The 19,821-nt window shown below is 73.3% G+C and carries 10 protein-coding genes; 9 read left to right on the top strand and 1 reads right to left on the bottom strand.

Annotation, left to right across the window (positions count from 1 at the left end; all coding sequences use genetic code 11):
- Positions 1-691 precede the first annotated feature (691 nt).
- Entirely contained in the window at positions 692-3,145 is a 2,454-nt protein-coding gene (gene sftH / locus IE207_RS22060; protein ID WP_190186005.1) for a DEAD/DEAH box helicase, read from the bottom strand.
- 81 nt (positions 3,146-3,226) lie between these two features.
- On the opposite strand from sftH, the gene bldG reads away from it, so the two are divergent.
- The 9 genes from bldG to IE207_RS22015 all read left to right on the top strand — a co-directional run bounded on the left by bldG (position 3,227) and on the right by IE207_RS22015 (position 19,790).
- Positions 3,227-3,568: an anti-sigma factor antagonist BldG gene (bldG, locus tag IE207_RS22055; protein ID WP_008743037.1), complete on the top strand. Its 342-nt coding sequence runs from the start codon at positions 3,227-3,229 to the stop codon at positions 3,566-3,568.
- A gap of 187 nt (positions 3,569-3,755) precedes the next feature.
- The gene (locus IE207_RS22050) at positions 3,756-4,202 is read left to right on the top strand and encodes an ATP-binding protein (protein WP_190186004.1); all 447 of its coding nucleotides are present in this window, start codon (positions 3,756-3,758) and stop codon (positions 4,200-4,202) included.
- Positions 4,203-4,890: 688 nt separating this feature from the next.
- A complete protein-coding gene (locus IE207_RS22045) occupies positions 4,891-7,296 on the top strand; it encodes a sodium-translocating pyrophosphatase (RefSeq protein WP_190186003.1) in 2,406 nt (801 codons plus the stop codon).
- Between the two features lie 219 nt (positions 7,297-7,515).
- Complete coding sequence (locus tag IE207_RS22040; protein ID WP_190186002.1) at positions 7,516-8,073, top strand: small secreted protein; 558 nt, start codon at positions 7,516-7,518, stop codon at positions 8,071-8,073.
- Between the two features lie 345 nt (positions 8,074-8,418).
- Positions 8,419-9,948, top strand: coding sequence for a DUF7059 domain-containing protein (locus IE207_RS22035; RefSeq protein WP_190186001.1), 1,530 nt, complete (start codon positions 8,419-8,421; stop codon positions 9,946-9,948).
- A gap of 453 nt (positions 9,949-10,401) precedes the next feature.
- Positions 10,402-13,209 carry a type I DNA topoisomerase gene (topA, locus tag IE207_RS22030; protein WP_190186000.1) on the top strand — a complete coding sequence of 936 codons (2,808 nt, stop codon included), beginning with the start codon at positions 10,402-10,404 and terminating at the stop codon, positions 13,207-13,209.
- A gap of 319 nt (positions 13,210-13,528) precedes the next feature.
- The gene (gene tmk, locus IE207_RS22025) at positions 13,529-16,735 is read left to right on the top strand and encodes a dTMP kinase (RefSeq protein WP_190185999.1); all 3,207 of its coding nucleotides are present in this window, start codon (positions 13,529-13,531) and stop codon (positions 16,733-16,735) included.
- A 119-nt stretch (positions 16,736-16,854) separates the two neighbouring features.
- On the top strand, positions 16,855-18,066 hold the full coding sequence (locus tag IE207_RS22020; RefSeq protein ID WP_190185998.1) for a DNA polymerase III subunit delta': 1,212 nt from the start codon (positions 16,855-16,857) through the stop codon (positions 18,064-18,066).
- A gap of 170 nt (positions 18,067-18,236) precedes the next feature.
- A complete protein-coding gene (locus tag IE207_RS22015) occupies positions 18,237-19,790 on the top strand; it encodes an alpha/beta hydrolase (RefSeq protein WP_190185997.1) in 1,554 nt (517 codons plus the stop codon).
- The last annotated feature ends 31 nt before the right edge of the window (positions 19,791-19,821 follow it).

Below are 19,821 nucleotides of genomic sequence, written 5' to 3'. Positions count from 1 at the left end.
CGTGTGGTCGGTTCCCGGTCCGTCAGGGCAGTGGGTCGGGGGAGCGCCGCCGCTCGGTTGGTGGGTGGGGGGACCCGCCGGGGTGGTGGGGTAGGCGGGGTGTGTCCGCGGCGGTGCCACGGTCGGTTCCGGGTCGGGTAAGCCGCCCTCGTCGGTCCCGGTTACGCCGGTCAGGTGCCTCCCGGTGGCGGGTGGGGCCGGGCGAGTTTTGCCGCGGCTTGGCCTTCTGGGCGGGTCCCGGTCCCGGTCCCGGGGAAGTCCGGGCCGGGGGCGGGCTCAGTGGGGCTCCGCTGGTGCCCGTCTCAGGGGCTCCGGCGGGGATGACAAGGCATCCACGCCTTGCACCTCGGCCCCGGACCGCCGACGACGGCGCGGCGGGCGTCCACGAGGAACTCCGGCGTCCGCCCGCCACCGGCAGCCGCATGAGCGGTGGACCAGGCGTCCACGAGAGGCACTCGGCGTCCACCCGTGCCGTGCCCCGCCGGAGCGCCGCACCGGCCCCACGCCGGGGGTACCCCGCCCGGTCCCAGCCGGAGGCCCAGGAGCCGGTCCGGGCCGACGCCCGGGCTACCCGCCCCTGCCCGCGCCGGCAGCTCGCAGGTCAACACCGCATCCAAGCGACCGCACCGGGGCCCGCACGGCCCGGCGTGGGCCGCAGACGTGCCGCTCAGGGCTCCGTGGGGCGTGGGGGTCAGGCGGGTGGGGCTTGGGCGAGGAGGCGGGTGAGGAGGCGGATCGCGCCGCGCTTGTGGAGGGGGTCGTTGCCGTTGCCACACTTGGGGGACTGGATGCAGGACGGACAGCCGGCAGCGCATTCGCAGGCGGCGATGGCGTCGCGGGTCGCCGTCAGCCAGGCGCGGGCCGTGTGGAAGGCGCGTTCCGCGAAGCCGGCGCCGCCCGGGTGGCCGTCGTAGACGAACACCGTCGGCAGCAGGGTGTCCGGGTGCAGCGGGACGGAGACGCCGCCGATGTCCCAGCGGTCGCACGTGGCGAACAGCGGGAGCAGCCCGATGGAGGCGTGCTCGGCGGCGTGCAGGGCGCCGCCGAGGATCTCCGGGGTGATCCGGGCCTCGTCCAGCTGGTCCTCGGTGACCGTCCACCACACCGCCCGGGTGCGCAGCGTGCGCGGCGGCAGGTCCAGCTTGGCCTCCCCGAGCACCTCACCGGAGAGCAGCCTGCGCCGCAGGTAGGAGACGACCTGGTTGGTCACCTCGACCGAGCCGAAACAGAGCCGGGCATCCCCCCAGGGGACCTCGTGCTCGGTCTCCAGCACCGAGATGGTGGTGGTGTCCCGGGCGGTCGTGGAGAACGGCGGGTTGGCCTCCTCCACCAGGGCCACGGAGTCCTCCAGGTCCAGGTGCTTCACCAGATAGGTGCGGCCCTGGTGGAGATGGACGGCACCGTCGTGGACGGCGGTGTGGGAGGCCGACTCGTCGACCGTGCCGAGCAGCCGCCCCGTGGCGGCCTCCACGATCTGCACCGGGCGCCCGCCGCCGCCCCTGATGTCGGTGAGGTCCGCGGCGCGCTCCCGCCGGGTCCAGTGCCACGCCGTCGCCCGGCGCCGGAGCAGTTTCGCCGCCTCCAGCTGGGGGAGTAGCTCCTCGGCGGTCGGGCCGAACAGGGGCAGGTCGGCCTCCGTCAGCGGGAGCTCCGCGGCGGCCGCGCACAGGTGGGGGGCCAGGACGTACGGGTTGTCGGGGTCCAGGACGGTGGCCTCCACCGGCCGCCGGAACAGCGCCTCGGGGTGGTGGACCAGATAGGTGTCCAGCGGGTCGTCCCGGGCGACGAGGACCGCCAGCGCCCCCTGCCCCGTGCGTCCGGCCCGGCCCGCCTGCTGCCACAGCGAGGCCCGGGTGCCCGGGTAGCCGGTGATCAGCACGGCGTCGAGGCCCGACACGTCCACGCCCAGTTCCAGCGCGGTGGTCGCGGCCAGCCCCAGCAGCTCCCCGGAGTGCAGGGCCCGCTCCAGGGCGCGCCGTTCCTCGGGCAGGTAACCACCCCGGTACGCGGCGACCCGCCCGGGCAGTGAACGGTCCACCGCCGCGAGCCGTTCCTGGGCGATCACCGAGATCAGCTCCGCGCCGCGCCGGGAGCGCACGAAGGCGACCGTGCGGACCCCCTGGACCACCAGGTCGGTCAGCAGGTCGGCGGTCTCGGCGGTGGCGGTGCGCCGGACGGGGGCGCCCTTCTCCCCCTTGAGGTCGGTCAGCGGGGGTTCCCACAGGGCGAAGACCACTTCGCCGCGCGGCGAGGCGTCGTCGGCGACCTCGGTGACCGCCAGCCCCGTCAGCCTGGACGCCGCGACCGCCGGGTCGCTGGCGGTGGCGGAGGCGAGCAGGAAGACCGGATCGGAGCCGTAGCGCGCGCACAGCCGCCGTAGCCGTCGCAGCACCTGCGCCACGTGCGACCCGAACACGCCCCGGTAGGTGTGGCACTCGTCGATGACGACGTAGCGCAGCGCCTTGAGGAACGAGGACCAGCGCGGGTGGGCGGGCAGGATGCCCCGGTGGAGCATGTCGGGGTTGGTGAGCACGTAGTTCGCGTACTGGCGGACCCATTCGCGTTCCTCCACGGGCGTGTCCCCGTCGTAGACGGCGGGCCGGATCGCGTTGCCCAGCGGCGCGGCCAGCTCCCGGACGGCCCGCCGCTGGTCGGCCGCCAGGGCCTTGGTCGGGGAGAGGTAGAGGGCGGTCGCCCCGCGCCCGTTGGGCGCCTGGGCGCCGTCGGCGAGGGCGGACAGGACGGGCGCCAGGTACGCCAGCGACTTGCCGGAGGCGGTGCCGGTGGCGACGACCACGGACGTGCCGTCCAGGGCGTGCTCGGCGGCTTCGGCCTGGTGGGCCCACGGACGGTCGATCCCGGCTGCGGTGATGGCCGCTACGACATCTGATCGAATACGGTCCGGCCAGACCGCATGACGACCCGCCCGAGGGGGCAAGTGCTCCGTATGGGTGATGCGCGCAGCCCGGGAAGGCCCCGCTGCCAGCCGGTCCAGGACCGTGCCGGGGGTGGGTCGTGTGTCCGCGTGAGCCGTGGGCCGACCGGGACCGTGAGTGTTGGCCATTGGAACCGAGTGTGTCACTGGCGTGCGGGACAATGGTCCCGAGGCGTCGTGCGCGCCTGCCGGTAAGTGATTGAATGCCATCGCGGCAGCCAATCCCTCCTCTACCTTCGGGTAAGGAGGCCCCTGGGGGGCGCCGCTCGATAGCAAGGTGCTGGAGGATCCGTGGACCTGTCCCTGTCGACTCGCACTGTCGGCGACCGCACGGTCGTAGAGGTCGGTGGCGAGATTGATGTGTATACCGCGCCCAAGCTGCGCGAGCAGTTGGTGGAGTTGGTGAACGACGGCAGCTACCACTTGGTTGTCGACATGGAGCGAGTGGACTTCCTCGACTCCACCGGCCTCGGTGTGCTCGTGGGAGGCCTCAAGCGCGTTCGCGCGCACGAGGGCTCGCTGCGTCTGGTCTGCAACCAGGAGCGCATCCTCAAGATCTTCCGTATCACCGGTCTGACGAAGGTGTTCCCGATCCACACCACTGTGGAAGACGCCGTCAACGCCACCGACTGACGCTCCCTGACGGCGACCAGCCGTCAAGGAGCCGACGACGGGCGGGGGTACCGGGCCATGGGTGGTCCGGGCCCCTGTAAGGCACGCCCGAGCAGCCGCTCGGCGCCTGAGCCCGCGCCCGAAGGTTGTGGCGCCCGCAGTTCGTGGCGCCCGCAGTCGAGGCGCCCGTAGTCCGAGGGGGACGCGCATGGCCACCGTTGAACTCCGCTTCAGTGCCCAGCCCGAACACGTCCGGACGGCCCGTTTGGTCGCCGCAGCCGTGGCGCGCAGGGCCGGTGTGGAGGAAGCAGTCCTCGACGAGGTGCGCCTCGCCGTGGGCGAGGCCTGCTCGCGTGCCGTCGGGCTGCACCGCAGCAACGGGATCACCGCGCCCGTCCGGGTCGTGCTGATCGAGGAGGAGAAGCTGTTCTCCATCGAGGTCGGCGACGAGCTTCCCGGTCCGGCCGGTGCTCCCGCCGATGCCGTTCCGGGGATCGAAGCCGTCCTGGACCCCGACATCGAGGGCGAGGACGAGATGGGCCTGGCCGTCATCAGCGGGCTCGTCGACGACGTCGAGGTGACCAGCGGCGAAGCGGGCGGGACCATTCGGATGACCTGGCCGGTCGCGCGGGTGTCGGCACTGCCGCAGTCGTGAGCGCCGCCTGCCCCGGTCTCGGGGTCCTGCTGCCGTAGTCGCGGCCGCCTGGACCGGCCGCGCCGTGAGGCCGCGTCGCGCCGTCTGGACCGGCCGTTCCGTCGGGTCGGCGCGCCGCCTGGACGGACCGTTCGGCGCGCCGTTTTCCGCGGGCCGCTGCCGCAGCCGTGACCGCCTCGATCCGCCGCGTCGGCGCGCCGTTCTACGCTCGGCCCCGGCTTCGCACCGGCCCTGACCCGTGCCCCGCGTTGCGGTCGGCTCCGGCCCGCGCCGGCGTCCTTCGCGTCCTCCGTCCCTGCCGTGTCGGTCCGGTGGCCGTGGTGCGGGTCTCGGCCTCGCCGGGGGCCCGGGTGGTGGGGTGGTGCCGTGGGGAGTTGGGCTCCGGGGCGGGGGGTGCCGGCCCGCCAGGGTGGGGATGGGTGCGCGTGCCATCGTATCTTCTGATCTTTATCAAGGCCCTGCTGAGCAGGGCCTTCTCCGTTTTCCGGATGGCGCCGCCATGAATATCCGGCTCAATGATCAATCGTCAATGCCTTTGCCCCATTACTACTTTCGAGGGTAATGGAGTGACGCGATCTATTGCTGAGGAGCAAGAGCAGGCCAATTCCGTTTGCCGCCCACTGTTTTGATCAGGTCGCGCTCCCTACAATCCGTCCACATCTTGAGCTCATCACGTCAAGGAGGACGAATGACGGGGCTCTTCACCCCCAACGCGCCGATCGGCAACTCCGATCTGGCAGCCGCAGTGCTCACCGATGACAATCGCCTCATCGTCATCGTGATCGCCGCGGTCGCACTCGCCGCACTCGTCGTCGCGCAGATCCTGGTCCGCCAGGTGCTCGCCGCCGACGAGGGCACCGACAGCATGAAGAAGATCGCCGCCGCCGTTCAGGAGGGCGCCAACGCCTACCTCGGCCGACAACTGCGCACGCTCGGCGTCTTCGCCGTCGTCGTTTTCTTCCTGCTCTTCCTGCTTCCCGCCGACGACTGGTCCCAGCGGGCCGGCCGGTCGGCCTTCTTCCTCGTCGGCGCCCTCTTCTCGGCCGCCACCGGCTACATCGGCATGCGCCTGGCCGTTCGCGCGAACGTCCGTGTCGCGGCCGCCGCACGCGAGGCGACCCCCGCCGAGGGCGGCCCCGCCAAGGACCTCACCGAGGTGTCCCACAAGGCGATGAAGATCGCCTTCCGCACCGGCGGCGTGGTCGGCATGTTCACCGTCGGCCTCGGCCTGCTCGGCGCCTCCTGCGTCGTGCTCGTCTACGCCGCCGACGCCCCCAAGGTCCTGGAGGGCTTCGGCCTCGGCGCGGCCCTCATCGCGATGTTCATGCGCGTGGGCGGCGGCATCTTCACCAAGGCCGCCGACGTGGGCGCCGACCTGGTCGGCAAGGTCGAGCAGGGCATTCCGGAGGACGACCCGCGGAATGCCGCGACCATCGCCGACAATGTGGGCGACAACGTCGGCGACTGCGCGGGGATGGCGGCCGACCTCTTCGAGTCGTACGCCGTCACCCTCGTGGCCGCGCTGATCCTCGGCAAGGCCGCCTTCGGCGACCTGGGCCTGGCCTTCCCCCTGATCGTCCCCGCCATCGGCGTGATCACCGCCATGATCGGCATCTTCGCGGTCTCCCCGCGTCGCTCCGACCGCAGCGGAATGGCCGCGATCAACCGCGGGTTCTTCATCTCCGCGGTGATTTCGCTGGTGCTCGTCGCGGTCGCCGTCTACGCGTACCTGCCGGCCACCTACAAGGAGCTCATCGGCGTCGAGAACACCGCGATCACCAACCACAGCGGTGACCCGCGCATCCTGGCCGTCGTCGCCGTCGCCATCGGCATCGTGCTCGCGGCGCTGATCCAGCAGCTGACCGGCTACTTCACCGAGACCAACCGCCGTCCCGTCCGGGACATCGGCAAGTCCTCCCTGACCGGCGCGGCCACCGTCGTCCTCGCCGGCATCTCGGTCGGCCTGGAATCCGCCGTCTACACCGCGCTGCTCATCGGCCTCGGCGTCTACGGGGCGTTCCTGCTCGGCGGCGCGTCGATCACGCTGGCGCTGTTCGCGGTGGCCCTGGCCGGCACCGGCCTGCTGACCACGGTCGGCGTCATCGTCGCCATGGACACCTTCGGACCGGTCTCCGACAACGCCCAGGGCATCGCCGAGATGTCGGGCGACGTGCAGGGCGCGGGCGCGCAGGTGCTCACCGACCTGGACGCCGTCGGCAATACGACGAAGGCCATCACCAAGGGCATCGCCATCGCGACCGCGGTCCTCGCCGCGTCCGCGCTGTTCGGCTCGTACAACGACGCGATCGCGACCGCCGTGAAGGAGGTCGGGGCGAAGGCCGGGGAGATGAACCTCAGCCTCGACATCGCCCAGCCCAACAACCTGGTCGGTCTGATCCTCGGCGCGGCCGTCGTGTTCCTGTTCTCGGGCCTGGCCATCAACGCCGTCTCCCGCTCCGCGGGCGCCGTCGTCTACGAGGTGCGCCGGCAGTTCCGCGAGCACCCCGGGATCATGGACTACTCGGAGAAGCCCGAGTACGGGCGCGTCGTCGACATCTGCACCAAGGACGCGCTGCGCGAACTCGCCACGCCCGGCCTGCTCGCGGTCCTCACCCCGATCGCGGTCGGGTTCTCGCTCGGCGTCGGCGCGCTCGGCTCGTTCCTCGCGGGCGCCATCGGCACGGGCACGCTGATGGCCGTCTTCCTCGCCAACTCCGGCGGGGCGTGGGACAACGCGAAGAAGCTGGTGGAGGACGGTCACCACGGCGGCAAGGGCAGTGACGCCCACGCCGCGACGGTGATCGGCGACACGGTCGGCGACCCGTTCAAGGACACCGCGGGCCCGGCCATCAACCCGCTGCTCAAGGTCATGAACCTGGTGGCGCTGCTGATCGCCCCGGCGGTCGTGCAGTTCAGCTACGGCGCGGACACCAGCGCGACGGTGCGGGCCATCGTCGCGGTCCTCGCCATCGCCGTCATCATCGCCGCGGTGTACATCTCGAAGCGGCGCGGCATCGCGGTCGGCGACGACCCCGAGAGCGGTGCGGCGGAGCGGGTGGCCACGCCGTCCACCGACGCGGCGACGGTCTCCTGACGGCCCCTCACCGCGGCCTCAAGGGGCTCTGAGCGGGCCCTACGGTGCCTCTGAGCGGCCCCTGCGGGGCCTTGCCGGGACCCTGAGCCGACCGGCTCGAAGGTACGCCCGAACGGCGGACGGGCGGCGCGGACTGACGCGCCGTCCGTCCGCCGTTGCATGTCACCCGATGGCTGGCGTGTATCTTCCGGGCCGAGAGCCTTCGAAGGGACCAATCCGGTGAACAAGAAGTTTGCGACCGCGGTGTCCGGCGGTGCGGTACTGATGCTCGTGCTGTCCGGGTGCGGCGGGGACGACGGCGACAAGAAGGCCGACGCGTGGGCCAAGAAGGTCTGTGACGCCTGGCAGCCCGAGCTCAAGAAGATCGAGGCCGCCAACACCGACATCAAGCGGGTGGCCACGGAGAGCAGCAAGCCGGAGGAGGTCCAGAAGACCGACTCGGCCGCCTTCCAGGTCATGTCGGACTCGTACAAGTCGATGGGGACCGCCCTGTCGGGCGCGGGGGTTCCGCCCGTGAAGAACGGCGAGACGACGCAGAAGGCGGCGGTGAAGGGCTTCGAGTCGACGTCGAAGGGCTACGCCGACCTCAAGGTCAAGATGGACGCCCTCGACGTCAAGGACCAGACGAAGTTCGCCGAGGGCCTCAACGAGGTCGCCGGTGGCCTGGAGACCGCGACGCAGGGCGGGAAGGACGCGCTGGACGGGCTCAAGTCGGGCGGCCTGGACAAGGCGATGAACGGCCAGAAGGGCTGCCAGGTCCAGACATCGGCCAAGTAGCGCCCGTCGCCCGGCCGGCGGGGCGCCTGCCCGGTCCGGCGTCGGCACTGCCCGGCGCCTGTTCGGCGGGGCGCCTGCTGGGCGGGGTCGGTGCGGTGGCGGCCGGTTGTGGTGTGATCGTCGTACGTCGACACGGCCGGGCGGGGCCGGAGGCGGCCCCCGCCGCCCTCTTGGCCCCCGCCGCCCGTCGCGTACCACTGCCGCCGGCCGACGACCGGTCGCAGCAACTGGCCCGGCCCGCATCTCCGCCCCGTCGGCCCGGCTTCGCCCGGATCCTTCGCGCCCCCCGCCGCCGTACGGCCGCGCGGCACACGCATTGTCGGAGTCAGCAGCCACAATGGGCGGGTGAGTACCACCAGCCTCCCCTCGCCCGACCGCGCCGCCGAGCTCCGTACCGCCCTGCTGGCCGCCGGCTTCACCGCCGACGGGCTGCTCGACCTGCTCGGCGCCCCCGCCTACGCCGCGCTGGCCCGCAGCGAGACGGTTCCGGCCCTGCGCGCCACCCGCGACCACGCCGACGCCCCGCTCGCCACGCTGGTCCGGCTCTTCCTGCTCCAGCAGCCGGTCCCCTCGGCGCGGGCCGCGGCCGCACTGCCCGTCGAGGCCGCGCTCGCCGACGGCTGGCTGCGGCGCGAGGAGGCCGCCGACGGCGAGGACACGGTGCGGGCCACCGTCGACCTGCGCCCCTACGGCGGCCCCGACGGGGAGGACTGGTTCATCGTCTCCGACCTCGGCTGCGCCGTGGGCGGGGCGGGCGGGATCGGCAGCCGCGAGGAGGGCGTGGTGCTCGGTGTGGGCGGCGCGTCCACCACGCTGGCCGGGATCACCGTCCGCATCCCCGTCGGCTCTGCCCTGGATCTGGGCACGGGGTCGGGGATCCAGGCGCTGCACGCCGCCCAGCACGCGACGCGGGTCACCGCCACCGACGTCAACCCCAGGGCCCTGGAATTCACCCGGCTGACGCTTGCGCTCTCGGGTGCCCCGGCGGCCGAGCTGCTCGCCGGGTCGCTTTTCGAGCCGGTGGGGGACGCCACGTACGACCTGATCGTGTCGAACCCCCCGTTCGTCATTTCCCCGGGCGCTCGGCTGACGTACCGGGACGGCGGGATGGGCGGCGACGACCTGTGCCGGACCCTGGTCCAGGAGGCCGGCGCCCGGCTCAACCCGGGCGGGTTCGCGCAGTTCCTCGGGAACTGGCAGCACGTGGAGGGCGAGGACTGGCGCGACCGGCTGCGCTCCTGGGTGCCGCGCGGCTGCGACGCGTGGATCGTGCAGCGGGACGTGCAGGACGTGACGCAGTACGCCGAGCTGTGGCTGCGCGACGCCGGTGACCACCGCACCGACCCCGCCGAGTACGCGCGGCGGTACGAGGACTGGCTGGACGAGTTCGAGGCCCGCAAGACCAAGGCGGTCGGCTTCGGCTGGATCACCCTGCGCCGGTCGGACGCCGCCGAGCCTTCGATCGTGGTGGAGGAGTGGCCGCACTCGGTGGAGCAGCCGCTCGGGGAGACGGTCCTGGCCCACTTCGCCCGCCAGGACTTCCTGCGCGAGCACGATGACGCCGCCCTGCTCGCGGGGTACTTCGCGCTGGCCGAGGAGGTCGTCCAGGAGCAGGTCGGCGCGCCCGGGGCGGAGGATCCGGAGCACGTGGTGCTGCGGCAGAACCGCGGGATGCGGCGGGCCACCAAGGTGGACACGGTCGGGGCGGGCTTCGCCGGGGTGTGTGACGGCTCACTCAGCGCCGGGCGGATCCTGGACGCGATCGCGCAGCTGATGCAAGAGGACCCGGTCGTCCTGCGCGACCGCACTCCGGAGGCGATCCGGATGCTGGTGGAGCAGGGTTTCCTGGAGCCCGTCACCGCGCCCGGGCGGTAGCCGGCGGACCCGGCCCGGGCGGCGGCGGGGGCGCGCGCCGCGTGGCGCGCGCCGGTGGCTGCGGACGTGCGCCCCGCCCTTGCGGGGCGCTCCGTCGAGCGGTTCGCGGACCCCGTGGGACCGGGGTCCGGCCCGCTTCCGGGCCCGGCTCCGGTGCACTTCCGGCCCGCTTGCGGAACGGGCCCGGACAGCCCCCGAGCCTTGCTTCCGGAGCGGGGCCGGACGGCCTCCGGGCTCTGCTTCCGGAGCGGGGCCAGACGGCCCCCCGGCCACTCGGCCCGGTGATCGCCAAGGGCCCGGCGCGGTATCCGGGCGGCAGAAGTGGCACTTGTCGGGTTACCGTTCGAGTGGCCGTTGCGGGCTTGTCCCGTTTGACACGGGGGCGGGTTGTACCGTCACACTCCGCAGCGTCGCCGTACCGCGACCGAGTGCCGACCGGAGAGAAGAGCCAAGTTGTCCCCGACTAGCGAGACCGCAGAGGGCGGCCGCCGACTCGTCATCGTCGAGTCCCCTGCCAAGGCGAAGACGATCAAGGGCTACCTCGGCCCGGGATACGTCGTCGAGGCGAGCGTCGGGCACATCCGCGACCTCCCCAGCGGCGCGGCCGAGGTTCCCGACAAGTACACCGGCGAGGTCCGCCGTCTCGGCGTCGACGTCGAGCACGATTTCCAGCCGATCTATGTGGTGAATGCGGACAAGAAGGCTCAGGTCAGGAAGCTCAAGGAGCTGCTGGCCGAGTCCGACGAGCTCTTCCTCGCCACCGATGAGGACCGCGAGGGCGAGGCCATCGCGTGGCACCTCCAGGAAGTCCTCAAGCCCAAGGTCCCCGTCCACCGGATGGTCTTCCACGAGATCACCAAGGACGCGATCCGCGACGCCGTCGCCAACCCGCGCGAGCTGAACCAGCGCATGGTCGACGCGCAGGAGACCCGCCGCATCCTCGACCGCCTCTACGGCTACGAGGTCTCGCCGGTCCTGTGGAAGAAGGTCATGCCGAAGCTTTCGGCGGGCCGCGTCCAGTCGGTGGCCACCCGCCTCGTCGTCGAGCGGGAGCGCGAGCGCATCGCGTTCCGTTCCGCCGAGTACTGGGACCTGACCGGCACCTTCGCCACCGGGCGCGCCGGTGACCCGTCGGACCCGTCCACGCTGGTCGCCCGCCTGAACGCGGTCGACGGCAAGCGCATCGCGCAGGGCCGTGACTTCGGCTCGAACGGGCAGCTCAAGAGCGAGGTCCTGCACCTCGACGAGGCGAACGCGCGGGCCCTGGCCGCCGCGCTGGAGCAGACGTCGTTCGCCGTCCGGTCGGTCGAGTCCAAGCCGTACCGCCGCTCCCCGTACGCCCCGTTCCGCACGACGACGCTCCAGCAGGAGGCCTCGCGCAAGCTGGGCTTCGGTGCGAAGGCGACGATGCAGGTGGCGCAGAAGCTGTACGAGAACGGCTTCATCACCTACATGCGTACGGACTCCACCACGCTCTCCGACACCGCGGTGTCGGCGGCGCGGGCGCAGGTCACGCAGCTGTACGGCGCCGACTACCTGCCGGAGAAGCCGCGCGTCTACGCGGGCAAGGTCAAGAACGCGCAGGAGGCGCACGAGGCGATCCGGCCTTCGGGTGATCGTTTCCGCACGCCGGCCGAGACGGGTCTGACCGGCGACCAGTTCCGCCTGTACGAGCTGATCTGGAAGCGGACCGTCGCCTCTCAGATGAAGGACGCGGTCGGGAACTCGGTGACCGTGAAGATCGGCGGCCGGGCCTCCGACGGCCGTGACGCCGAGTTCAGCGCCTCGGGCAAGACGATCACCTTCCACGGCTTCATGAAGGCGTACGTCGAGGGCGCGGACGACCCGAACGCGGAGCTGGACGACCGCGAGAAGCGGCTGCCGCAGGTCGCCGAGGGCGACGCGCTGTCGGCCGAGGAGATCACGGCGGACGGCCACTCGACCAAGCCGCCGGCCCGCTACACCGAGGCCTCGCTGGTCAAGGAGCTGGAGGAGCGGGAGATCGGCCGGCCGTCGACGTACGCGTCGATCATCGGCACGATCCTGGACCGCGGCTACGTCTTCAAGAAGGGCACGGCACTGGTGCCGTCCTTCCTGTCGTTCGCCGTCGTCAACCTGCTGGAGACCCACTTCGGGCGGCTCGTCGACTACGACTTCACCGCGAAGATGGAGGACGACCTCGACCGCATCGCGCGGGGCGAGGCCCAGTCCGTGCCGTGGCTCAAGCGCTTCTACTTCGGTGCGGAGGACGCGTCGGAGGTCGTACCGGCCGACGGCGACCACCTCGGCGGTCTCAAGGAACTCGTCACCGACCTGGGTGCGATCGACGCCCGGGAGATCTCCTCGTTCCCCGTCGGCGACGGGATCGTGCTGCGCGTCGGCCGTTACGGGCCGTACGTGGAGCGCGGTGAGAAGGACGCCGAGGGCCACCAGCGGGCGGACGTCCCCGACGACCTCGCGCCCGACGAGCTGACGACGGACTACGCGGAGGAGCTCTTCGCGAAGCCGAGCGGCGAGTTCGAGCTGGGCGCCGACCCGGTGAGCGGGAACCAGATCGTCGCGAAGGACGGCCGCTACGGGCCGTACGTGACGGAGATCCTGCCCGAGGGCACGCCGAAAACGGGCAAGAACGCGGTGAAGCCGCGGACGGCCTCGCTGTTCAAGTCGATGTCCCTGGACACGGTGACGCTGGACGACGCGCTGAAGCTGATGTCCCTCCCGCGGGTCGTGGGCGTGGACGCGGAGGGCGTGGAGATCACGGCGCAGAACGGCCGCTACGGCCCGTACCTCAAGAAGGGCACGGACTCGCGGTCGCTGGAGACCGAGGACCAGCTGTTCTCGATCACGCTGGACGAGGCGCTCGCGATCTACGCGCAGCCGAAGCAGCGGGGGCGGGCTGCGGCCAAGCCGCCGCTCAAGGAGCTGGGCACGGACCCGGTGAGCGAGAAGCCGGTGGTCGTCAAGGACGGGCGGTTCGGGCCGTACGTGACGGACGGCGAGACGAACGCGACGCTGCGGCGGGACGACGACGTCGAGACGATCACGCCGGAGCGGGGCTACGAGCTGCTCGCCGAGAAGCGGGCGAAGGGGCCCGCGAAGAAGACGGCGAAGAAGGCTCCGGCGAAGAAGGCCACCGCCAAGAAGGCCACGGCGACGAAGACCGCCGCGGCGAAGAAGACGACGACGGCGAAGAAGGCCGTCGCGAAGAAGGCCCCCGCGGCGAAGAAGACGGCGGCGTCCGCCCCGACGTCGGACGACTAGAACCCCGCGCCGCGCACCCCCGGCGGGCCTGGGAACCCAGCCCCGCCGGGCGTGAGCCGGCCCCCCCAGCCCCGCCGGCGCTTGAGCCGGCCCCCCGCCCCGTCGGCGCTTGAGGCGCGGGTCCGGGCGGAGCCCGGGGAACGGTGGAAGGGCGGGTAGGGGACCGGCCACGCGCAGCGGCGGGCTCCGTCGGCGGACCGGGCCCGGGGCGAAGCCCCGCACCCCCCCATCGGGCACGGCGGCTGCCGCGGATCCGGGGTCCCACCGGGGGTTATCCACAGGCTCCGCGAGCGCCAAGCGCAGCGGATAGGCTGGGCGGATGACGCGAGCCGAGCAGCCACCGGTCGTGACCGCCCCCGAAGACCCCACCTACGACGAAGCCCTAGCCGCCGACTCCCGCGAGAGAGCGGTACGCGCCCTGCTGCGCACGCCCAGGCTGCGCCGGCTCTGGAGCGCCCAGCTGGTGAGCGGCATCGGCGATGCCCTCGCCCTGCTGGTGCTGGTGTTGCTGACCCTCCAGGCGGCCGTCTCCGAGGAGACCTTCGGCGGCGGATACCGCGGCGCCGCCTTCGCCGTCGCCGCCGTCTTCGGCGTCCGGATCCTGGCGACGCTGCTCTTCGGCGCCGTGCTCCTCGGCCCGATCTCCCAGCTGACCGCCCCCGGCGGCAGGCTGGACCGCCGCTGGACGATGGTCGGCGCCGACGGGGTGCGGATAGCACTGTTCGTCGTCGCCCCGCTCTGGCTCGACTGGATCCCGGCGCAGGCCACGACCGCACTGCTGGCCACCGTCTTCGCCTCCGGTGCCGCCGAGCGGCTGTGGACGCTGGCAAAGGAGAGCGCCGCCCCCGCCCTGCTCCCCGCGCCGCCGCCGGAGGGCGCGACCGTGCGGCCGCTCCCCGACCACCTGGACACCCTGCGGCGCCTGACGCTGCGTACGGGATTCGCCGCGATGCCCGTCGCCGCGGCCGTGCTGCTGGCCGCGACCCTGATCGGGCGGGCCCTCGGTCTGGGCGTGGAGTGGTTCGCCGAGAACGAGGCGGCGCTGGGTTCGTACGTCGCCGCCGGCCTGTTCGCCGCGTCGGTCTCCCTGCTGCTGCCGCTGGTGCTCCCCGAGACGAAGACCCCGCGTCCGAGGTCACCGCTGGAGGGGCTGCGCGCCCCCAAGGCGGGGGACCGGCCGGAGAAGGGGCGTACGGGAGCCATCGCGCTGCTCGTGACGGCCTGCGCCGCCGTTGCCGCGGCCGTGGCCTGCGCCGCCTCCGTGGCGGTGCTGCACGCCTTCGACCTCGGCGGGGGCCCCTCTTCGTACGCGCTGCTGGTCCTCGCCCTGGTCGGCGGTACGGGGCTCGGTATCCGGGCCGCGCAGGCCGGCAAGGTGCTGCCGGGGCTGTCGCGGCGCCGGCTGCTGGCGCTCGCCATAGCGGTGACGGGGCTCGCGCTGCTGCTGGCCGGGCTGGTCCCGGACACGGCGACCGTGCTGTTCCTGTCGCTGTCGGCCGGTCTGGCCGCGGGGGTGGCCGCCAGTACGGGGCACACCCTGCTCGACCAGGAGACCGAGGAGTTCCGCCGGGCCCGGGTCACCGAGCACCTCCAGGCGGTCGTCCGGGTGGCCGTCGCCGTCGGGGCCGTCCTCGCCCCCGTCCTCGCCGCGGCCATCGGCCCGCACCGGCTGGGCGGCGGCCGGGTGGTGTTCGCCCACGGGGGCGCCTCGTTCACCCTGATGCTGGTCGGCGCGCTGCTGCTGCCGGTCGCGGTGCTGGTCCTGGCCAAGGCCGACGACCGCGGCGGTGTGCCGCTGCGCCGTGACCTGCGCGAGGCTCTGCGGGGCGGGGAGCCGGTACAGGCGCCGTCGGCGACCGGGTTCTTCATCGCCCTGGAGGGCGGTGACGGCGCCGGCAAGTCCACCCAGGTGGAGGCGCTGGCCGATTGGATACGCGGCAAGGGCCACGAGGTCGTCGTGACGCGTGAGCCCGGGGCGACGCCCGTCGGCAAGCGGCTGCGCTCCATCCTTCTGGACGTCTCCTCCGCCGGGCTGTCGAACCGCGCCGAGGCACTGCTGTACGCCGCCGACCGCGCGGAGCACGTGGACACGGTGGTCCGGCCCGCCCTGGAACGCGGCGCGGTGGTGATCACCGACCGCTACGTCGACTCCTCGGTGGCCTACCAGGGCGCCGGGCGCGACCTGTCGCCGACCGAGATCGCCCGCATCTCCCGCTGGGCCACGGGCGGACTGGTGCCGAACCTGACCGTGCTGCTCGACGTGTCGCCGGAGACGGCCAGGGAGCGGTTCACGGAGGCGCCGGACCGGCTGGAGTCGGAGCCGACGGAGTTCCACCAGCGGGTGCGGGCCGGGTTCCTGACGCTGGCCGCGGCCGACCCCGGGCGTTACCTGGTGGTCGACGCCGGCCAGGACCCCGGCTCGGTGACCACCGTCGTGCGGCACCGCCTGGACCGGATGCTGCCGCTCTCCGAGGCCGAGGTCGCCGCCCGGGCCGAGGCCCGCCGGTTCGCCGAGGAGGAGGCCAGGCGCAAGGCCGAGGAAGAGGCGGCGCGCAAGGCGGAGGAAGCCAGGCTGCGGGCGGAGGAAGAAGCCCGCCAGGCCCGTGAGGCTGAGGCCGCCCGGATCAAGGCGGAGGCCGAGGCCGCCCGAAAGGCGGAGGAGGAGCGGCGGCGGGCCGAGGAGGAGGCCCGCGTCCGGGCCGAGGCCGCGCGACTGCGTGCGGAGGCCGAGGAGCGGGCGCGCGCGGTGGAGGCGGAGCGGCTGCGCAAGCAGGCCGAGGAGGAGGCCCGGCTGCGGGCCGAGGCGGAGGAGCGGCGGCTGGAGAAGCAGCGGCGGGCCGAGGAGGCCCTGCTGCGGGCCGAGGAGGCGCGCCGGCTCGCGGAGGCGTCGGCCGCCGCGGCGGCTGCGGCCGCTGCTGCCCGGACGGCTGCGGAACCGGGCCCCGAGGCGGCCCCGGAGGCTCCTGCGGCTCCTGCGGCTCCTGCGGCTTCCGTGGTTCCTGAGGCTCGCGCTGTTTCGATGCGCAAGGAGCCCGAGCAGCCGCAGTCCCGGCGGCCGCATCCCGACGATGCCATCACGGTCGAAACCCCGGTGGTCAAGCGGGTCGTGCAGCCCGACGACGTCACGCAGACGGTGCCGGTCCCGAAGGTCGACCCTGCGGCGGAGACCTCCGTCCTGCCGCCGGTCCGCCCCGAGGACCCGCGCCGGGACCGGCCCGCCGGGACCGGCCGTACCCCGTCGGCTCCGTCGCGTTCCGCGGCCCCGTCCGCGTCGCGCCCCACCGCCCGCCACTCGCAGGAGAGCCCCGCCGACCGGGTGCCTCCGGGCGTGTTCCGGGACGCCGGCAACGACGTGACGCGCGAGCTCCCGGCCCTGGACCCCGACGGCCGGCCGCACCGGACCCGCTCGGAGTGGGCCGAGACGACCCCGCTGGACGACCTGCCGACGCTGGCCGACGAGCTCCTCGGCCCGCGCCCGGACGACGAGGGCGAGGGCGACGGCGACCGGCCGCGCCGCCGCCGCTGAGCCGGGGCCGGGTCGTCGGTCGATGTCAGTGGCTACCGCCACAATGTGGACAGGCACTCGGTCAGCACGCGAACACGTACACGCCTACACGGCGCAGACAGGGAAAGGCGGTGGGCGGGATGCCCGTATGGGACGACCTGGTGGGACAGGATCGCGTGCAGGCACAGCTCGCCGCCGCCGCCCGTGACGCGGACGCCCTGGTCACGGCAGTCTCGGACGGAGTGCCGCCCCCGGCCGCGTCCAAGATGACCCACGCCTGGCTGTTCACCGGACCGCCCGGCTCCGGCCGGTCCACCGCCGCCCGCGCCTTCGCGGCCGCCCTCCAGTGCACCAGCCCCGACCGCGCCCTCGGGGGCGAGCCGGGCTGCGGCTTCTGCGAGGGCTGCCACACCACCCTCGTCGGCACCCACGCCGATGTGGAGATCGTCCGCACCGACCTGCTGTCCATCGGCGTGAAGGAGACCCGCGAACTGGTCCGCCGGGCCCAGCTGTCGCCCGCCGTCGGGCGCTGGCAGGTCATCGTCCTGGAGGATGCCGACCGGCTCACCGAAGGCGCGGGCAACGTGCTGCTCAAGGCCGTGGAGGAGCCCGCTCCGCGGACGGTGTGGCTGCTGTGCGCGCCGTCCCTGGAGGACGTGCTGCCCACCATCCGCTCCCGCTGCCGGCACCTGACGCTGCGCACCCCGCCCGTGGCCGCCGTCGCCGATGTGCTGGTGCGGCGCGACGGCATCGAGCCCGCCGTCGCCGCTGCCGCCGCCCGCGCGACCCAGGGGCACATCGGCCGGGCGCGCCGGCTGGCGACCGACGAGGCAGCCAGGTCGCGCCGCGCCACCGTGCTGCGGCTCCCGCTGCGCGTGGACGATGTGGGCGGCTGCCTGAAAGCCGCCCAGGAGCTCGTCGATGCCGCCGCCGAGGACGCCAAGCAGGTCGCGGAGGAGGTCGACACCAAGGAGACCGAGGAGCTGAGGGCCGCGCTCGGTGCCGGAGCGGGGGCGGGCAGCCGGATGCCGCGCGGTACGGCGGGCGTGATGAAGGAGCTGGAGGACCGGCAGAAGCGCCGTCGTACCCGGACCCAGCGCGACAGCCTCGACCTGGCGCTGATCGACCTCACCGGCTTCTACCGGGACGTGCTGGCCCTCCAGCTCGGCTCGGGCCTGGCCATCGCGAACGAGGAGATACGGGCGGACCTCGACCGGATCGCCCGCGCCTCGGGCCCCGAGCGGACCCTGCGGCGCATCGAGGCGATTATCGCGTGCCGGGACGCCCTCGACCGGAACGTGGCCCCGCTCCTCGCGGTGGAGGCCATGACGATGGCGCTGCGGGCGGGCTGAGCGAAGCTCCCGTTGAGGCGTCACCCGTACGAGGGGTCCGGCGCCCGCGCCCCGGCGCGTCCCCTTCCGCCCGGGGCTCCCCGGGGGAAGGGGTGCTCCGCGCCCGACGGGCGGCCGCAGCGGCCGTCGCGGCGCCGTCCGAGGCGTCCGGCAAGTCGTAGGCTCGCCGCATGGACACCAGTCGCCTGCTGCGTACGACCGGAACCGTGATCGCAGCTGCCGGGCTGCTGCTCTCCGGGTGCACCTCCGGTGGACTGGGGGAGCCCCGCGCCTCCGCGTCTGCGGCCGCGCCGGGCACCGTACCGGCGGCGCTGCGTCCGTACTACGAGCAGAAGCTGAGCTGGCGCGAGTGCGGTGTGCCGGGCTTCCAGTGCTCCACGATGAAGGCCCCCCTGGACTACGCGGACCCGGGAACTCCCGGATCGGCCCAGGCGATCGACCTGGCGGTGGCCCGCCGGGTGGCGACGGGCCCGGGGAAGCGGCTCGGCTCCCTGGTGGTCAACCCGGGCGGCCCCGGCGGGTCGGGTATCGGGTACCTCCAGGCCTACGCGGGCATCGGCTACCCGGCGGCGGTCCGCGCCCAGTACGACATGGTGTCCTTCGACCCGCGCGGAGTGGACCGCAGCACTCCGGTCGAGTGCCTGACCGACCCGGCGATGGACAAGTACACCCAGGTGGACCAGACGCCGGACGACAAGGCGGAGCAGGCGCTGCTGGTGGCAGCGTTCAAGGAGTTCGCGGCGGGCTGCGAGACGCACTCGCGGCGGATCCTGCCGCACGTCTCGACCGTCGACGCGGCGCGGGACATGGACATGCTGCGCGCGGTGCTGGGTGACAAGAAGCTGACGTACGTGGGGGCCTCCTACGGCACCTTCCTCGGCGCGACGTACGCGAACCTGTTCCCCGGCCGCGTGGGCCGGCTGGTCCTGGACGGCGCGATGGACCCCTCCCGGTCCGCGCTGGAGATGAACCGGGACCAGACGGAGGGCTTCGAGACCGCCTTCCGTTCCTTCGCCAAGGACTGCGTGAAGCAGCCCGCCTGCCCGCTCGGGCAGGGCTCCCCGGACGCGGTGGCGCAGCGGCTGGCGGAGTTCTTCCGCAAGGTCGACGGCCGGCCCCTGCCCACGGGCGACGCGGCCCGGCCGCTCGGCGAGTCCCTGGCGACGACCGGGGTGATCGCGGCGCTGTACGACGAGAGCGCGTGGCCGCAGCTGCGCGAGGCGCTCACGGCGGCGCTGGGCGGCGACGGCTCGGGCCTGCTGGCGCTCGCGGACAGCTACTACGAGCGGGAGCCGGACGGCAAGTACGCGAACCTGATGTTCGCGAACGCCGCCGTGAACTGCCTGGACCAGCCCCCGGCCTTCGCCGGACCGGCGGCGGTCGAGGCAGCGCTGCCGTCCTTCGAGAAGGCCTCGCCGGTCTTCGGGGCGGGGCTGGCCTGGGCGTCGCTGAACTGCGCCTACTGGCCGGTGCAGGCCACCGGCACGGCGGGCCGGCTGACCGCGAAGGGGGCAGCGCCGATCGTGGTCGTCGGCACCACCCGGGACCCGGCGACCCCGTACAAGTGGGCCCAGGGCCTCGCGGACCAGCTCGACTCGGGCACCCTGCTGACCTACGACGGCGACGGCCACACGGCGTACGGGCGCGGCAGCGACTGCGTCGACACGGCGATCAACCGCTACCTCCTGGACGGCACTCCCCCACCCCCGGCCAAGCGCTGCTGACCCCCGCCACCCCCCTGCGCACAACCCGGTT

The organism is Streptomyces cirratus, assembly GCF_014650775.1.
Lineage (GTDB): Bacteria > Actinomycetota > Actinomycetes > Streptomycetales > Streptomycetaceae > Streptomyces > Streptomyces cirratus.
This window is presented reverse-complemented; position numbering and strand designations above follow the sequence as displayed.

Excerpts from the sequence above, each read along its gene's own strand:
- sftH (WP_190186005.1), bottom strand. The coding sequence starts at position 3,145 with ATGGCATTCAATCACTTACCGGCAGGCGCGCACGACGCCTCGGGACCA.
- IE207_RS22050 (WP_190186004.1), top strand. The coding sequence starts at position 3,756 with ATGGCCACCGTTGAACTCCGCTTCAGTGCCCAGCCCGAACACGTCCGG.
- IE207_RS22045 (WP_190186003.1), top strand. The coding sequence starts at position 4,891 with ATGACGGGGCTCTTCACCCCCAACGCGCCGATCGGCAACTCCGATCTG.
- tmk (WP_190185999.1), top strand. The coding sequence starts at position 13,529 with ATGACGCGAGCCGAGCAGCCACCGGTCGTGACCGCCCCCGAAGACCCC.
- IE207_RS22020 (WP_190185998.1), top strand. The coding sequence starts at position 16,855 with ATGCCCGTATGGGACGACCTGGTGGGACAGGATCGCGTGCAGGCACAG.
- IE207_RS22015 (WP_190185997.1), top strand. The coding sequence starts at position 18,237 with ATGGACACCAGTCGCCTGCTGCGTACGACCGGAACCGTGATCGCAGCT.